The organism is Streptomyces sp. NPDC018019 (genome assembly GCF_044327805.1).
Classification (GTDB): domain Bacteria; phylum Actinomycetota; class Actinomycetes; order Streptomycetales; family Streptomycetaceae; genus Streptomyces.
On the sequence record NZ_JBIRGD010000008.1, the window covers coordinates 46,482 to 62,251 of the forward strand.

Consider the following 15,770-nt stretch of genomic DNA (forward strand, 5'->3'; position numbering starts at 1 on the left):
GGTGCGGCAGGTCAGCCGGCCTTCTTGGCGCCGGCCGCGATGTCCGCGTCGATCTTCTCGATGTTGTTCTTGATCTGGTTGAACTGGTTGGCGAAGGAGTTGATGGACTCCACGGCCTTCTGCAGCGACGCGGTGAGGTTGTTGTACGACTCCTTCAGCGCCGGGCTGCTCTGCTGCATGAACATGCCGTTGTCCAGCAGGCCCTCGACGGTGGTCTTGGTGCTCAGCAGCAGCGGGTTGATGTCGTTGACGGCCTGGTTCATCACGCCGGAGACGCGCTGGATCTCGTTGTAGTCGAGGTTGATGTTGCCTGCGGGCATGGTGCTGACTCCCTGGATCGGTGTGGGAATGGGTGGGGATGCGGACGAGGTCCGGGGGGCGGGGCCGTCAGTCGTCGGACTTCTTCGGCTTCCAGCCGGTGTCCCCCTTGGCGTCGTCGCTCGTCCACTCCTCCGTCTTGCCGTCGGTCACCACGGTCTTGGTGCCGCTGCCGTCCTCGTTGACCTCGATGGTGGTGGTCACCTCGTGGCCGTTGAGGTCGACGGAGGAGTGGGTGGTGCCTTTCACCGTCTGCTCTTTGCCGTCCTCGTCGGGACCGACGGTGGTGTAGGTGGTCTTCGTGTCGCGGTGACCGGTCTTCTGGTCGGTGACCGAGGTGGTGGTACCGGTGGTGGTGCTCTCCTTGCCCTCGGTGTCCTTCGTCTTGCTGGTGAAGTCGTCCGTGGTGGTCTTGTGCTCCGGCGTCTCGGTCATCGTCGAGGTGCCGGTGGTCTTGGTGACGTTGCCGTAGACGTCCGTCGACTCGGAGTCGTACGTGCCGTCGGGGTGGTAGTTCGTGGTGTCGGTCGCCTTCAGGCCGGTCTTGGTCTCCATCGTCGTGGTGACCTTCGTCGGCCTGCCGTCCGGGCCGTACTCGTACGTCGTGGTGGTCTTGTTGCCGTGCCCGTCGTCGGTGGTCCACTCGTGCGGCCGCTCACCCGGCTTCTCGGGTTCCTTCGGCAGCAGGGACGGATCGAGGTCCGGGTGTTCCTGCTTGGCTTTCGTGACCGCCTCGTGCCAGGCGTTCCACTCCTTGTTGCGGGCGTCCCACAGGTCGGAGGAGATCTGGGCGCTCTGCTTCGCCGCCTTGTTGGCCAGGTCGAAGTCCCAGTCGGCCCACTTCTTCGCCACGCCGTCATAGAGGTTCTTCAGCTTCTCCAGCTTCTCCTCGGAGCGCTTGAAGGAACCTTTCCACGTCGAGTAGTACTTGCGGATCGCCGTGACCGCCACCCGCGATCCGACCTCGTCGACCGAGTACTCCTGCTTGCTCTCACGGGCCTGTTTGACCTCGTCCTTGAGCTTGCCGGCCTTCTGCGCGACATCGTTGAGCAGCTCGTAGTCAACGGCTATGTCGGACACGGTCACACCCTTCGCGCACTCGGAGATCACTTCACGTCTCTACCGGTCAAACGCAACTCGGAGCCGATCGGTTCACCCCGGGAGCGACGAAGCGGGACGAAGTGATGTCGTTCACACGGTGAACCGATCGGCCCGAAGATACGTAAACGTAGGTGAGGTGTCCTACGGGCCCGGTGCGCCGAACGCGCCGGACGTGACACACGTGAACGATCCACCGCGGGAGAGGAACAGGCTTGGCTACGCGTCCCGGTGACTGGGGTGCCCTCGGCCTCGACGGCGACCCGACCCCGGGTGACGCCGCCGCCATCACCACCATCGCCGACGCGATGCGCGACCTCGCCACGCACGCCGGCACCATCAACCAGGGCCTCAAGGCCCTCCAGCAGACCGCCGGCGACGGTCAGCGCTTCATCGGCAAGACCGCCGACCAGCTGCGCGACATGGTCGACGACCACCTGCACAACTTCGTCGGGCACGTCGAGGAGTCGTTCCACCAGGCCGAGGCGGCGCTGCGCACGTACGCCACCGCCGTCACCAACGCGCAGGCCGACGCCGACGCGGCGCTGACCGCCATCCAGGGCCTGGCCGACGACGACCCGCAGCGGCAGACCCACATCGACCGGGCGGACGAGGCGAAGTCCGCGCTCGGCAGCGCGGCGAGCACCCTGGACAAGGCGCTGACCTCGGCCGGGTCGCTGATGGTCCAGCCGGTCAGCGACTGCGACCTGTTCTGGGAAGCCTTCGAATGGCTGACCATCATCCTCTCGGTCATCGCCATCTTCACCGGCGGTGTCCTCGCGGTCCTCGCCTGGGGCATGAACGCGGTCCTGCTGATCAAGACCATCGTCGACTTCAGCCAGGGCAAGGCCAGCGGTCTGGAACTCGGCCTCGCCTTCCTCGGCGTGCTCTTCCCCACCACCAAGGCCCTGCCGGTCGGCTCCATCATCAAGGGCCTGGGCAGCGCCCTCAAGGGCGGCTTCCAGGGCATCGCCGGCGCCGGGAAGAACATCCTCGCGGAGATCGGCCACTTCTCCTCGCTGCACGGCATCCCGAAGGTCGTGGTGGCGCCGATCGTCCTCGGCATCCACGCGGCCCCCGCCTTCAACGTCGTCAACGGCCTGAAGGGGCTGGGCAACCTCGGCAAGGGCGGCTGGGAGTCGCTGGTCAAGACCGTCGCCAAGGACTGGGCGGACGTCACCAAGGGCGTCAGCGGGGACTGGGGCAAGATCGGCGCGTACGCGAAGGCCAACTTCGAGCGGCTCGGCCGGGCGGGCATCGCCACCGTCCTGCCCCTGGACTTCACCGAGATGGGCGTCCTGGGCTTCGGCGGCGCCGCGCGGCTCGCCTTCGCCGAACGGGTGCTGGGCATCCCGCAGAACGACCTGCGGGAGCTGCTGGCCAACGCGGGACGTACGGACGCGGCGGTGCGCAACGGCACCTTCGGGATCGGCGCGCTGGCGCCGTTCCGGCCCGTCGGCGGGAGCGGCGTGCACTTCGCGCCGGGCGGCTTCGTGGACCTGTCGGCCCTGCACCTCGTCCCCGGCGGCTTCCACGGCACGTCCTTCCCCCCGGTGCACATCCCTTCCGTATCGCCCGGCGGCCTCACCAAGTTCCCGGGGGCCGTCGTCCCGAACGGCATCGGCGGTGTCTCCCTGGACGGGCTGGGGGCGTTCCGGCCGGCCGGGCTGGGCACGTTCACCATCAGCTTCCCCGGCAACCTGGTGCCGAACGGCCTGGGATCGTTCGGGCACGGCGCACTGAACCTCAACCTTCCCGGCAACCTGGGCAACTTGGGCAATGTCGGCAACCTGGGAAATCTGGGGATCAAGGGGCTGGGGCCCATCCCGCACACCGGCGTGAACGTGCCGCACGGAATCAGCACGCCGAACACGGTCAGTACGCCGAAGGGGATCGGCGCGCCGCACGGCATCACCGTGCCCACCGGCTCCTTCACGCCCACCGGCGTGCACTTCGACCAGCCCGCGCTGGTGACCACCACCCCGCACCTGCCCGGCACGACCACGCTCGACAACGGCCTGACCGTCCCGGACGTACATGGGGCCGGTGCCACCCGGCTCATCCAGCAGACCGACTTCGCGGCGGGCAACGTCCGGCTGGACAGCAACCTGCTGCTGTCCGCCGACACCGCCATCGACCTGCTCAAGGACACCCACGTGTCGTCCCCGCTCTCGCACGCGGGGACGGAGGTCACCAACGTCCGCGTCCCGGAGGTCTCGTTCGACAGCGGCTTCGTCCACGGCATCGGCGACGGCCACTCGATGGCCCGCGGCGCGATCGGGCACGGCGAGGCGCTGGAGGACATGACCTTCCCCGAGCTGACCGCGCTGGCCAACGGGGACGTGTCGGTGACCTCCTTCCACGCGGACGGCATCAGCTTCCGCATCGGCGAGGCGCCGCCGCGTACGATCACCGCGGAGCACCTGGCGAACACGGTGCCCGGCGGTCCCGTGCGGACGGACCTGACGGGTCTGCAGGACGCGGCGGCCACGCGCGTTCCGGCGGGTGCGCAGCACCTGCCCGGCACGCAGGGGCTGCCGGGCGCGCCCGGCGTTGCGGAAACGATCCGGCCGACGGGTGCCGGCGCGCACGTCGAAACCGCCGGCCTGCAAGGCGCCGTACCCCCGCCCCGTGATCTGGCCAAGGGCGTGGCCGACCTTCCGGCGACGAACAGCATCCCGGGCCCGCTGCGGGCGACGACTCCGGACGCCGTACCCCACACCAAGACGAGCGCGGCGCCCGGCGCCGGTGCCACGGCCAAGGCGGCGCCCCAGCCGGCCGTCGACGAACACGACCTGGCGATGAGCCTGCTGGACACCGGCGACCGCAAGCCGGTCCCGGCCACCGGCCACAGCGCCACCGTGGACAGCGGCCCGTCCGGTGTGTCGGCCCGCCCGGACCTGGACGGCGCGGGCGCGTCCGGCGCCGCGGACCACAGCGCCCTCGACCTGATCGCCCACCCGGGCGGCGGCCTGTCCAAGGCGGAGGACGCCGCGGCCGTACCGGTCGCCCTCAAGGCCACCGAGCACACCCCCACGCCGACGCCGACGCCCCCGCCTGCGCCGAAGACCGGGGCCGTGCCCACCCCGGAGGCCGGGGCGAAGGCGGCCGGACCCGTCACCGCACCCCCGGGCAGCCGTTTCGGCGGCTTCTCCGGTGTCGCCGCCATGAACCAGCGCCTGCGCGCCCGGGACGACCTGATCCTCGGCGGTTCGACCGGGCCCGAGGCCGGGGCGAAGCTCAACGCGTGGGCCGGGTACGAGCACGCGCTGTCGCAGCTGGGGAAGGCCGAGCGGAAGGTGGACGAACTGACCCCGCCGCCCGGCGCCGCCCCCGCCGAGCCCCCGCCCGCCCTGGCCGAGGCCCTGGACGAACTGGGCGTCAAGCGCGCCGAGGTCGCCAAGGCGGAGGTCCGCCTCGACGAACTGGGCATCGACGCGCAGCGCACCCGCAAGCAGATCAACGCCCTCACGGGTGGCATCTTCGGCGAGCACGGCCTCGGCGGCGGTCCCCTGCCGCACCCGCAGCCGCAGGCGGTACCGACCGCGGACATCGGCAAGGGCACGGCGGACATCGCGGAGCCCGGCCCCGTCCCGCACGTCGACAAGGGCAAGGGCAAGGCCGACTTCACGGACCCCGCGCCCGTCCCGCACGTCGACAAGGGCAAGGGCAAGGCCGACTTCGCCGAGCCCGAGCCCGTACCGGTCACCCCCGTCCCGGTCCGCCCGGGGCCCGAGGAACGGCTCGGCCACGGCCCCGGTTCCGGGATCGGCGGCCGTGCCCGGGCCAATGACGAGATCATCACCGGCGGTACGGCCGGGCCGCAGGCCGAACTGCGGCTCAGCGCCTGGGAGCAGTACCAGCGCGCGTCGCACGACCTGGCGCGCGCCCAGGACAAGGTGGACGGACTGGTACCCAAGACAGGGCAGCCCGGACCGTCCGAGCTGTCCGCCACGGCCCGCGGCGCACTGGACGACCTCAGCGCCCGCGAAGCCGAGATGGCGGGGGCCGAGGCCCGCCTCGACGAGTTGGGCATGGACCCGAACGCCATCCAGCGGCAGATCGACGACGCCAAGCACGCCATCGCCATCGACCGTGCTCAGCGCGGCGAGTACGTCGGCGCGCTCGGCGGCGCACCGGCTCCGCACTCCGACGTGCCGGCCCCGCATCTGGACGAGCCGCTGCCGCTCGGACAGCACGACTGGTCCCCCGACCCGCAGGCGCCGCACGCCCTGTGGCCCGAGCCGGGGACCCACGGGGCGGGCCGCACCATGGTCAACCGGCCCTTCCGCGACCTGCCGTACGCGGGCCACCACCCGCTCACGGCGGGCGACTACCTGAAATGGATGCGGGAGAGCACGGGGGAAGGCCGGCCGCTGTCCTTCGTGGTCAACACCATCGCCCCGTACAGCGAGATCGCGACCCCGGGCCGGCTCCAGGACTTCCTGAACTCGGTCACCCGCGGGCTGGACGGCTACGACGGCCGCCTCGGCGTGGTGATCGGCGTCAACGGCAAGGCCGAGGACCTCGCGGCCATCCACCGCGCGATGGACCAGGCCCTCGGCTCGGTGCACTTCGACCACCCGCTGGCGCTGGTGGCCACCACCTTCTACGGCGAGACGTTCCCCTACGGCACCGTCCGCAACCACACCATGACCAGCCCGGCGGCCCGGTCGATGGCGCACTCGATGATGCACGGCGGCGGTGCGGGCGGCCCCAGCCACCCGTACTGGGCCTTCATGGACTTCGACGTGTACGAGCACACCGTCCCCAGCGGCCGGCACATCTTCGACCACTTCGACCGGGAGCTGAACCTCGGCGCGGGCGGCGCCGTGGACGACTGGGCCAAGAAGCTCCCCGAAGACACAGGTGCCGGGGGGAAGGCGGCCGACGACCCGGCGGCGGTGGCGGACGTGCCCGACACCCCGCCGCTGCGCCCGCTGGTGATGACCGGCGGCTACCGGGTGCCCGCGAAGACCGGCGAGACGGTGATCGTCGACGGCGTCGAGGTGGACCGCTCGGCCGTGGACCTGATCCAGGCGACCAAGACCCGCGACGACACGCCCGAAGGCATGGTCTTCACCCAGCAGCTGGTGGACAAGTTCGCCTCCGTCGTCGACTCCGATATGCGCATCCGCGCCAAGATGGCCGGCTTCCACGGCCTGCTGCCGTACGGGCCCGAGCCGAACCTCTTCGTGGACGCCGCCATCACCATGCTGGACGACGTGCGGCTGGCCGAGGGCGTCTGGCGGCCGGTCCGGTTCGGCGGCGGCACCGGTGAGTACAAGGGGCTGCGGGAGCGGCTCAATTACTTCAACGCCTGGGAACTGGACCAGACCCTGCCGGACCTCCCGGGCAACACGGTCGCGCGGGAGATCGCCGCCGCCAACTCCGTGCTGCCCGACCGGGGCACCGCGTTCCTGGCCGACTTCGTCGACGGCGCCGTCCCCACCGACCTCTCGCGTCTGATGTCGGGCTACTACAAGCACGGCAAGGCCGGCGGCGTCGGCAACATGCCGCAGGAGCACCTGACCCCGAAGAACGTGGTGGAGCACGTCTTCGCCCGGGACACCTTCGACCTGGAACCGAGCCTGTCGCGCGCCAAGGACGACACGAAGTTCAAGGAGATCCGCGAGGACCTGGCCAAGGGGAAGTCGCCGGAGCAGGCCTTCAAGGACGATCCGCTCAAGCCCATCGGCATCGACGGGCGGCGGCCGGAGTTCAACGAGCACCCCCGCGCCACCGTCGAGCGGCTGGGCGCCGGGCTGGGGGCCGACCACAACACCCTCGGCCTGAACATCTCCATCCGCGTACCGGGCAAGCCGGACGGGCTCGTGGTGGGCATCGTGCCCGCGGACAAGCGGTTCATCAGCCACGCGGTGGCCACCGCCCCCGAGGAACTGGCGTACAAGCGGCTGCAGAACTACGTGATCGCCGAGGTACTGCCCCAGGGCGGCCTACCGCACGACTCGCTGCTGCGCGCCCTGCCCGAACCGCCCGTGGGCGGCTCCGGCCCGAAGGGGCCCGGGATGAAGCCGGGCACCATCCTGGACGCCCCGGCGCTGCTGACGCAGGTCCAGCGGCAGATGGGCAAGAACGGCGTCGAAAACATGATCAACGACGCCTACGCCCAGGGCATCGACGGCCGCGCGCTGGCCGTCGGCCTGCTCTCCGGGCGCCTGGGCCCGGATGTGTCGGACCTCGGGCCGATCGAGCAGATCATGCTGGACCGCTATGCCACGGCGCTCAACCGGCCCCTGGAGATCCGGGGCGCGGACGGCACCACCCACACGGTCGACATCAAGACCCGCAGGCCGGGCCGGCCGCTGTACGTGACCTGGGTCCCGGACCACGGCGGCCCGCAGCCCGGACACTGGGAGGTGGGCGACGACGTGCCCGCGCCGCCGCCCGACAAGGGCAACGGCGCTCCGGGCGGCTCCGGCACAAAGGGTCCCGGCTCCACCACCCCGCCGCCCGCGCCGGACCGGCTCGGTCACACCCCCGGCTCCGGGATCGGTGACCGTGCCGCGGTCCGGCACGACATCGTCACCGGTGGGACGAGCGGCCCGCAGGCGGAGCTGCGGCTCGGCGCGTGGGAGCGGTACGAGCGGGCGTCGTTCGACCTGGCGAAGGCCCAGGACCGGGCGGACGGGCTGGTGCCCGAGGCCGGGCAGCCGGGTCCGTCCAAGCCGTCCGCGGCGGCCCTGGAGGCGCTGGACGAACTGCGCGCCAAGCGCGCCGAGTTCGCCGATGCCGAGGCGCGGCTCGGCGAGCTGGGCATGGACCCGCACGCCATCCGGCAGCAGATCGACGACGCCAACACCGCGATCGCCGTCGACCGGGCGCAGCGCGGGGAGTACGTCGGCCCGCTCGGCGGCGCGCCGTCCCCGCGTGCCGGGGGCCCGAGCGGCTCGCACGACGTCGAGATGGCCGACGCGGCACCGGGAGCGTCGGCCCCCGGCGGCAACCACACCATGCCCGCCGGGCTGCAGTGGGACCGCGACCTCAGCCGGGGGACCGTCACCGGCGACATCCGGGTCAACACCGCCTTCCGGGACCTCCAAGGGCACAACCAGCGGCCGCTGTCCGAGACGCAGTACCTGGACAACCTGCGGCAGAGCCTGGACGAGCGGCGCCCGATCTCCTACATCGTCAACGCCGTCGTCAAGTACGACGAGTTCGGCCCCGGCCAGCTGGAGGACTTCCTGCGGGCGGTCCGCACGAACATGCCCGGCAGCTTCGACGGCCGCTTCGGCGTGGTCATCGGCGTCAACGGGCCCGCGGCGGAGATCGGCCGGATCAACGCCGCGGTGCGCCAGGTCCTGGACGACGTGCACACGGACTTCCCGCTCGCCGTGGTCGGCGTCGGCTGGAACGGCGCCGATTTCCCTTTCGGCGCCGTCCGCAACAGCGTCATGACCAGCCCGGCCAGCCGGTCGATGATCCACACCATGATGACCGGCGGCGCCGACGGCACGGGCGCGACCCATCCGTACATCGCCTTCATGGACTTCGACAACTTCGAGCACATCGTGCCCAGCGGCCGGCACATCTTCGACTTCTTCGAGAAGAGGTTCGAGATGCGGGGCGTCGAACGGGCCGGCGAGCCGTCCTCCGCCCCGCCGCTGCGCCCGCTGATGATGACCGGCGGCTACCGGGTACCCGAGCCGCCGGCCGCCGGACTGCCCGACCCGCTCCTGGTCAAGACCGACGAACACCTGGCCAAGGCCGAGGCGAAGGCCGCCGAGGAGGCCCTGGCGGCGGGCGCCGCGAACAAGCTGCCGGACGACGCCGGCCCGTCGTCCGCCGCCGACCCCGGAGGGGCCAAGGGCAAGGGGAAGGGCAAGGCCAAGGCCGTGGCGCCGCCGCGCCTGCCGGGCGAGCTGCGGGTCACGCCGGACGACCGGAAGGTCTTCGTCAACCGGATCGACGCGGACACCCTCGCCCGCGTCGGCATCGCCGGCCTCCACGACCTGCTGCCGTACGCGCCCGAGCCCAACCTCTTCGTGGACGCCTCGGCGACGCTGGTGGACACCGCGCCGGTCAAGAACTGGACGCCGCTGCGCTTCGGCCCCCGCGGCGCCGAGTTCCACCAGATGAGCCGCGCGCTCAACACCTTCAACGCCTGGGAGCTGGACACCACCCTGCCGCGGCTCACCGAGGCCGACTTCCCCCGGCTGGAGGGCGAGAGCCGGGACGACTGGCTCAAGCGGGTGGAGGACGGCATCACCGACCGCGACGCGCAGCGCGCCATCGCGGCCGGCAACCACACCCTGCCCGACCGCGGCGCGGCCTTCGTCACCGAGTACGTGAGGGCGGCCATCCCCACCGACCTGTCCCGGATCATGGCCAAGTTCTTCGGCAAAGAGAAGAAGCTGCTCCAGGACCACGCCGGACTGTCACAGCTGGAGCGCCTGGTCGAGAACAAGGACGCCAAGTCCGGGCTGGAACTGGCGGATGTCCGCGACCACCGCTTCAAGCTGTCCCCGCAGGCGGCGGACGACATCAATCCGTTCCGGCCCGTCCTGGGGCCGGACCAGGAAACGCCCCGCGAGGTGGCCGCGCGGCTGAGCGACGCGATGGGCTCGGACGCCAACCCGCTCGGACCCCAGGTCTCCGCCCCGCTGCCCAGCGAGCCGACGGTACGGGCCGGCATCAACCCGCAGGACATCCGGTTCATCACCCACGCCTACGCCCACAACTCCCAGGCGTCGCGGTTCCTGAACCACCTCGACCACGCCATCGTGTACCCCTCGCACCAGCCGCCGCCCACCTCGGTCTTCCACGCCTTCGAGCACGCGCCCGGCCGGCTGGGCCTGCCCTCACCGCAGGAGTTGCTGCGCGGCGTGCGCGACCAGCTGGAATTCCGCGGCAACACCAGGACCCGGATCGACGCCGCGATCAACGAGGCGATCGCGCGCGGGACCACCGGGCAGGAGCTGTACATCGCCCTGACCACCGGCCGGCTGCGCACCGCCAACTTCCTTCCCGACGGCCTCGCGGGACCCGTCGGCGGGCCCGCCCGGCACACCGCCGAGGACCTCGCCCTCCAGCGCTTCACCAACGCCCTCGGCCGCGAGCTGCACATCACCTTCGCCGACGGCAGCATGGCCACCTTCGCTCCCGACAACCTCCCGAAGAGGGTCAAGCGGCTGCCGCCCCCGGTGGAGATCGTCTGGACGGCCAGCCCGGACACCACCCGCTACCCGGACGGCGGATACTGGAGCATCGCCGACCCGGACGGGGCCCCGGCCGCCGGTGGCAAGCGCGGCCACGACAGCGCGGACGGACCGGGCGGCGACACCGGCCACCACAAGCGCCCGCGCAAGGGCAAGGGCCGGGCCGCCCCGCCCGCAGACCAGGACACGCCCATGGGAGACGCCCGATGACCACCGACCAGACGGCCGCGGGCGCCACGGTCCACCACGTGGCCCCCGGCCGGCCGGGGGCCCACGCCACCCTCGCCGCGGCGCTGCACGCGGCCGCGCCCGGTGACGAGATACGCGTCGCCGCGGGCGCGTACGAGGAGTCGCTGCGCGTCGACCGGGACGTGACCCTGCGGGCCGTGGACGGCGGCACCGTCACCCTCGCCGCCCCCGAGGGCGGCGCGCCCGCGCTCGAAGTCCTGCCCGGCGCCCGGCTGACGCTGGACGGGCTGACCGTACGGGGCGGCGCGGCCGACCGGCCCGCCGTCCTGCTGACCGGCGGCGTCACCCACTGGCACGGCGGCGGCACCGACCGCGGACGCCTCGAAGTGCTGCGCGACGCCGCGCTCACCATGACCGGCGCCCGCCTGACGGGCGCGGCCCTGGCCGGCGCGCTGGTCCGCACCACCGGCGCGGTCCGGCTGACGGACTGCGCCCTGGAAGGGGCCCAGGGCACCGGCGTCGTGGTCGGCGGCGACTCCCGGCTGGAGATGACCGGCAGCCGGATCAGGGGCGCCACCGGTTCGGGCGTGCGGGTCCGCGAGGACGCGCACATCGTGCTGCGCGACTGCCTGATCGACGGCGCCGGCCGCAGCGGGCTGCTGTTCGAGGACCGGGCGGCGGCCCTGCTCGTGGACTGCCGGGTACGGGACTGCGGCGGCGAGGCCGTACGGGTGCTGGACTCCTCGCCGGTGCCGCGGGACGGCGACCCGTACGAGGCGGCGGACACCGCGGCGCCCGCGGAGGCCCGCGGCGGACTGCTGCTGTACGGCTGCGAACTGGCCGGCGCGGGCGCCGACGCGCTGCACGTCGCCGGGTCCGGCGACGCCGTGCTGGCCGGCTGCGTCCTGCGGGACGGCGGCGGCTCCGGCGCCACGGCGGGGGAGCGGGCCCGGGTACGGCTGGCCGACACCCGGATCGTACGGACCACCGCGGCGGCCCTGACGGCCCACGGCACCGCCCGGCTGGAGGCGCGCGGCACGACCGTACGCGGCTCGGCCGCCAACGGCCTGCTGGCCACCGGCTCCGCCACCGTCCGGCTCACCGACGGCGAGGTGACCGACTGCCGGTTCAGCGCCGTGCACGCCGGGGGCACCGCCGAGGTGACGCTGACCCGGATGCGCGCCGGCCGCACCCCCGAACACGGGCTGCACGCCGTCGCCGACAGCCGGCTCACCCTGTCCGAGGTGCACCTGACCGACTGCGGCATGTCCGGCCTCGACCTGTCCGGCACGGCGGGCGCCGAGGCCGCCGAACTGTCCGCCGTCCGCTGCCGCAACGGCGTCGTCGCCGGCTCCGGCGGCCCGGTCCGGCTGACCGGGTGCACGGTCACCGACGCCCGACGCGCCGGGTTCAGCTTCGGCCCCGGCGGCGAGGCGGAACTGACCGGCGGCCGGGTGCTGCGCGCGGGCACCGCCGGGCTGGTCGTCCAGGACGGCGCCACCGTGCGGGCCCGGGACGTGGAGATCACCGAGGCGGCCGGGTCCGGGATGGTGGTCGCGGCCGGCGCCGCCCCGCACGCGAGCCGGATCCGTGTCGTCCGGCCCGGCAAGAACGGGCTGATCGTGGACGCCAAGGGCACCGGTGTCTTCGAGGACTGCGAGATCACCGGGCCCGGCTACCCCGCCGTCCACCTGGGTGACGCGGCCACCCCCGTACTGACCCGCATCCGCGTCCAGGACGCCGACGCCGACCTGAGCACCGGGGACGGCGCCGAGCCGGAGGTGCGCGACTGCGTCTCCTGGCAGGTTAAGGACGCCCGGTGGCCCGCGCCGCTCGCACCCGTACCGGCCACCGCGGCCGGCACCGCCGGCGCCACCGGCACGGCGGCGGCCGGCGGCGCCCCGGCCGGAGACACCGCCACGACGGAGCCGGCCACCGAGGAGGACCTGGACGAACTGCTCGGCGAACTGCACCAGTTGATCGGCCTGGAGCGGGTCAAGCAGGACGTGGCCTCGCTCGTGAAGCTGATGCGGATGGTGCAGCGCCGGGAGGCGGCCGGGCTCGCGGCGCCGCCGCTCAGCCGCCACCTGGTCTTCGCGGGCAACCCCGGCACCGGCAAGACCACGGTGGCCCGGCTCTACGGGCGCATCCTGGCCGCCGTCGGCCTGCTGGAGCGCGGCCATCTCGTGGAGGCCGACCGCTCCGCGCTCGTCGGCGAGTACGTCGGCCACACCGGGCCCAAGACCCAGCGGGTCTTCCAGGAGGCGATGGGCGGCGTGCTGTTCATCGACGAGGCGTACTCCCTGGCGCCCGCGCACGGTTCGGGCGGCAACGACTTCGCGCAGGAGGCCATCGCCACCCTCGTGAAGCTGATGGAGGACCACCGCGACGCCGTGGTGGTCATCGTGGCCGGCTACCCGGCGGAGATGGAGCACTTCATCGACTCCAACCCCGGCCTCGCCTCCCGCTTCAACCGCACGCTGCTGTTCGAGGACTACGGCACCGAGGACCTGGTGCGCATCGTGGAACAGCACGCGGCGGTCCACCAGTACGAACTGACCGACGCGGCGCGCGCCACGCTCGCCGGCTACTTCGACCACGTCCCCCGGGACGGCCGGTTCGGCAACGGGCGCTCGGCCCGGCAGACGTTCCAGGCGATGACCGAACGGCAGGCGTACCGCGTCGCGGAGAACGACTCCCCGTCCGAGGCGGACCTGCGGACGCTGTCCGAACTGGACGTACCGGAACTGGACCTGCCGGCGACGGATGCGTCCGGCCCGGGCGGGCCGCAACCGCTCCCGTCCGGCCCCGGCGGGCCCGTCCGCCCGGCCTGACCCGCCTCCCCCGACCACTTCCAGGAGGAACCCCCGTTGTCACAGCCGAACAAGAACACCGGTCCGGACGGCCCGTCCCGGTCCGGTTTCGCGGAGACCTTCGCCAAGGGGGCGCGGACGCCGCTGCGCGGCCTGGCGCCCGGCCGGCGGGTGTGGAAGACCGCGGTCGGCCTGCCCGTGCTGGCCGGGGTCGGCATCGGTGCGGTGGCGCTGGCCACCCTCGGTGCCTCCCAGGTGCGCTTCGGTGACGGCCAGGAGCAGGCCGTCGCCGCCGCGAAGCAGCCGCAGCCGACCAAGACGGGCTCTCCCGCGCCGGCCGTCAAGCCCAGCAAGTCCGGGGCACCGGCATCCCCCACGCCCGGTGCCCCGGCCGCACCGGGTGGCGGGGCGGGCGCGCCCGCCGGCACCCCCAAGGCGCCGGAGAAGAAGAACAGCCCGGAGCCCGAGGCGAAGAAGCCCGACGGTCCGCCGCGTGCCGCCGGCGCCAACGCCAAGGTGACCTACACGGGCCTGGCGGGCCCCGGCTGCCCGACCCCGCCCGGCGGCGGCTACCAGGAGCAGGGCGCCTACAACGACGGGGGCAAGGGCTGGTACGGGCTCACCGGCGGCAGCACCCGCGAGGGCGGCTGCAGCGGCCAGTTCACGTCCGTGCCGATGTCCGGCGACGCGAACAAGGACGCCAAGGGCCGCGTGATGTGGTGGTTCGCGCCGGGCCCGGAGTCCCGCTCCTGCCAGATCTCGGTCTACGTGCCCCAGGGCCCCAGCGATCCCGACGTGGACGGCCAGCCGACCACGTACCACGTGCTGACCGACGCCTTCAACCGGGACTCGAAGTACGGCAGCTTCACCGTGGACCAGGTCGGTCACCGCGGCAGCTGGCAGCCGGGCGGCACCTTCGAGGTCCGCCAGGGCAAGATCGCCGTGAAGCTGCTGGACCGCGGCATCGACCACGGGCCGGGCCGCGAGCGCGCCCACCACGCGGCGGCGCCCATCAAGGTCACCTGCCACGGCTGAGCACCGCCGCGGCCCTTACGTGTCGCAGTCCAGTTCCGTACGGCACAGCGCGCAGCGGGCCCGCAGCCGGCCCCGCACCGGCACGCGGATGCGCTGGTGGCAGGTCGGGCAGGGGAACGACACCCGCAGCGGGGCGCGCCCCTCGAAGGCGTAATCGCCGGCCGGCGCCGGACCACCGGGCCGGCCGGCGCGCCGCGGGTCCTGGGCCGCGCGCCGGTCCCTGGCGTACCGGCGGCGGTCTGACCAGCCGGCCGCGGCCAGCGGCGGCTGCCGCCCGTCCCGGCGGGCCAGCGCCAGCCCCTTCGTGTAGGCGTCGTACGCCTGCGGGCTGGTGAACCACGGCGCCGGGTCCTCGCCGAAGAACAGCGCGCGCTTGGCGAGGACGTAACCGAACTCCTCCGGCGTCAGATAGCCCAGCTTCTGGGAGAACGGGCCGTGTTCGCGGTAGGCGTCCAGCAGCAGCCAGCCCGCGCCCAGATAGGCGGTGGCGGTGTCGGTGAGGATCTCGTTGGCGCGGGTGCCGGGGAAGGACAGGTCGAGGCGGTGCAGGTAGACGTGCATCACCTCGTGGGCGAGCGCGGCGCCGATGTCCCGCCGGTGGGTCTTGAAGCGCGCGTTCAGCTCGACGAAGTACTCGGGGCCCGCGGCCAGTTCGACATTGGCCGCCAGGTTCATGTCGCGGAAGGCGACGATCACCCGTGCGTCCGGCAGCCGCAGGTGCTGCACCATGGCCCGGGCCACCCGCTGCGCGCCCGCGTACAGCTCCTCCTCGTCGTCGAAGGCGACTTCGGCGGGCAGCACGCTGGTGTCGAAGGTGCGCACGGTGTCGTGGGAGAGGCGCTTGTAGAGCGCGGTGACGGCCGCGCGCACCGTGTCCAGGTGCGGATAGCCGTGCTCGATCTCGCCGCCGGAACCGCCCGGACTCCCCGTCGCCGCCACCCGTCCACTGTACGGCTCGCCGGGAACGCCCGGTATGGGGTGTACGCGCCGTGGGTAGAACAGGAGTTGGCCGGATGTACACCCTTGCCACTGTGATCGCCGACTCCACATAATCCAAGGGCGCTTTGCGGGCTCACCCCACTGGGTCCGGACGCCTTGTGGCGTGCTGCCGACTTCCGCGCACGGGCTTTCGGCGGTT

The 15,770-nt window shown here is 72.8% G+C and carries 6 protein-coding genes; 3 read left to right on the plus strand and 3 right to left on the minus strand.

The window, feature by feature from the left end; all coding sequences use genetic code 11:
* Positions 1-11: 11 nt before the first annotated feature.
* On the minus strand, positions 12-320 hold the full coding sequence (locus ACH4FX_RS15610) for a hypothetical protein (protein ID WP_030373296.1): 309 nt from the start codon (positions 318-320) through the stop codon (positions 12-14).
* A gap of 67 nt (positions 321-387) precedes the next feature.
* Positions 388-1,398 carry a hypothetical protein gene (locus ACH4FX_RS15615; protein WP_398479092.1) on the minus strand — a complete coding sequence of 337 codons (1,011 nt, stop codon included), beginning with the start codon at positions 1,396-1,398 and terminating at the stop codon, positions 388-390.
* A 233-nt stretch (positions 1,399-1,631) separates the two neighbouring features.
* On the opposite strand from ACH4FX_RS15615, the gene ACH4FX_RS15620 reads away from it, so the two are divergent.
* Genes ACH4FX_RS15620 through ACH4FX_RS15630 form a run of 3 tightly spaced genes read left to right on the plus strand, consistent with a single transcriptional unit; the run spans position 1,632 to position 14,632 of the window.
* Positions 1,632-10,805: a putative T7SS-secreted protein gene (locus tag ACH4FX_RS15620; RefSeq protein WP_398479094.1), complete on the plus strand. Its 9,174-nt coding sequence runs from the start codon at positions 1,632-1,634 to the stop codon at positions 10,803-10,805.
* The gene (locus ACH4FX_RS15625) at positions 10,802-13,618 is read left to right on the plus strand and encodes a right-handed parallel beta-helix repeat-containing protein (protein ID WP_398479096.1); all 2,817 of its coding nucleotides are present in this window, start codon (positions 10,802-10,804) and stop codon (positions 13,616-13,618) included. The genes ACH4FX_RS15620 and ACH4FX_RS15625 overlap by 4 nt, the downstream gene beginning before the upstream one ends.
* A gap of 36 nt (positions 13,619-13,654) precedes the next feature.
* Positions 13,655-14,632 carry a hypothetical protein gene (locus tag ACH4FX_RS15630; RefSeq protein ID WP_398479098.1) on the plus strand — a complete coding sequence of 326 codons (978 nt, stop codon included), beginning with the start codon at positions 13,655-13,657 and terminating at the stop codon, positions 14,630-14,632.
* A 15-nt stretch (positions 14,633-14,647) separates the two neighbouring features.
* Here ACH4FX_RS15630 and ACH4FX_RS15635 read toward each other — a convergent pair whose 3' ends face one another.
* Positions 14,648-15,571, minus strand: coding sequence for a hypothetical protein (locus ACH4FX_RS15635; RefSeq protein ID WP_398479100.1), 924 nt, complete (start codon positions 15,569-15,571; stop codon positions 14,648-14,650).
* Between the last annotated feature and the right edge of the window lie 199 nt (positions 15,572-15,770).

Bases quoted from the DNA above. Each gene is read 5' to 3' on its own strand.
- ACH4FX_RS15610 (WP_030373296.1), bottom strand. From the start codon at position 320: ATGCCCGCAGGCAACATCAACCTCGACTACAACGAGATCCAGCGCGTC.
- ACH4FX_RS15625 (WP_398479096.1), top strand. From the start codon at position 10,802: ATGACCACCGACCAGACGGCCGCGGGCGCCACGGTCCACCACGTGGCC.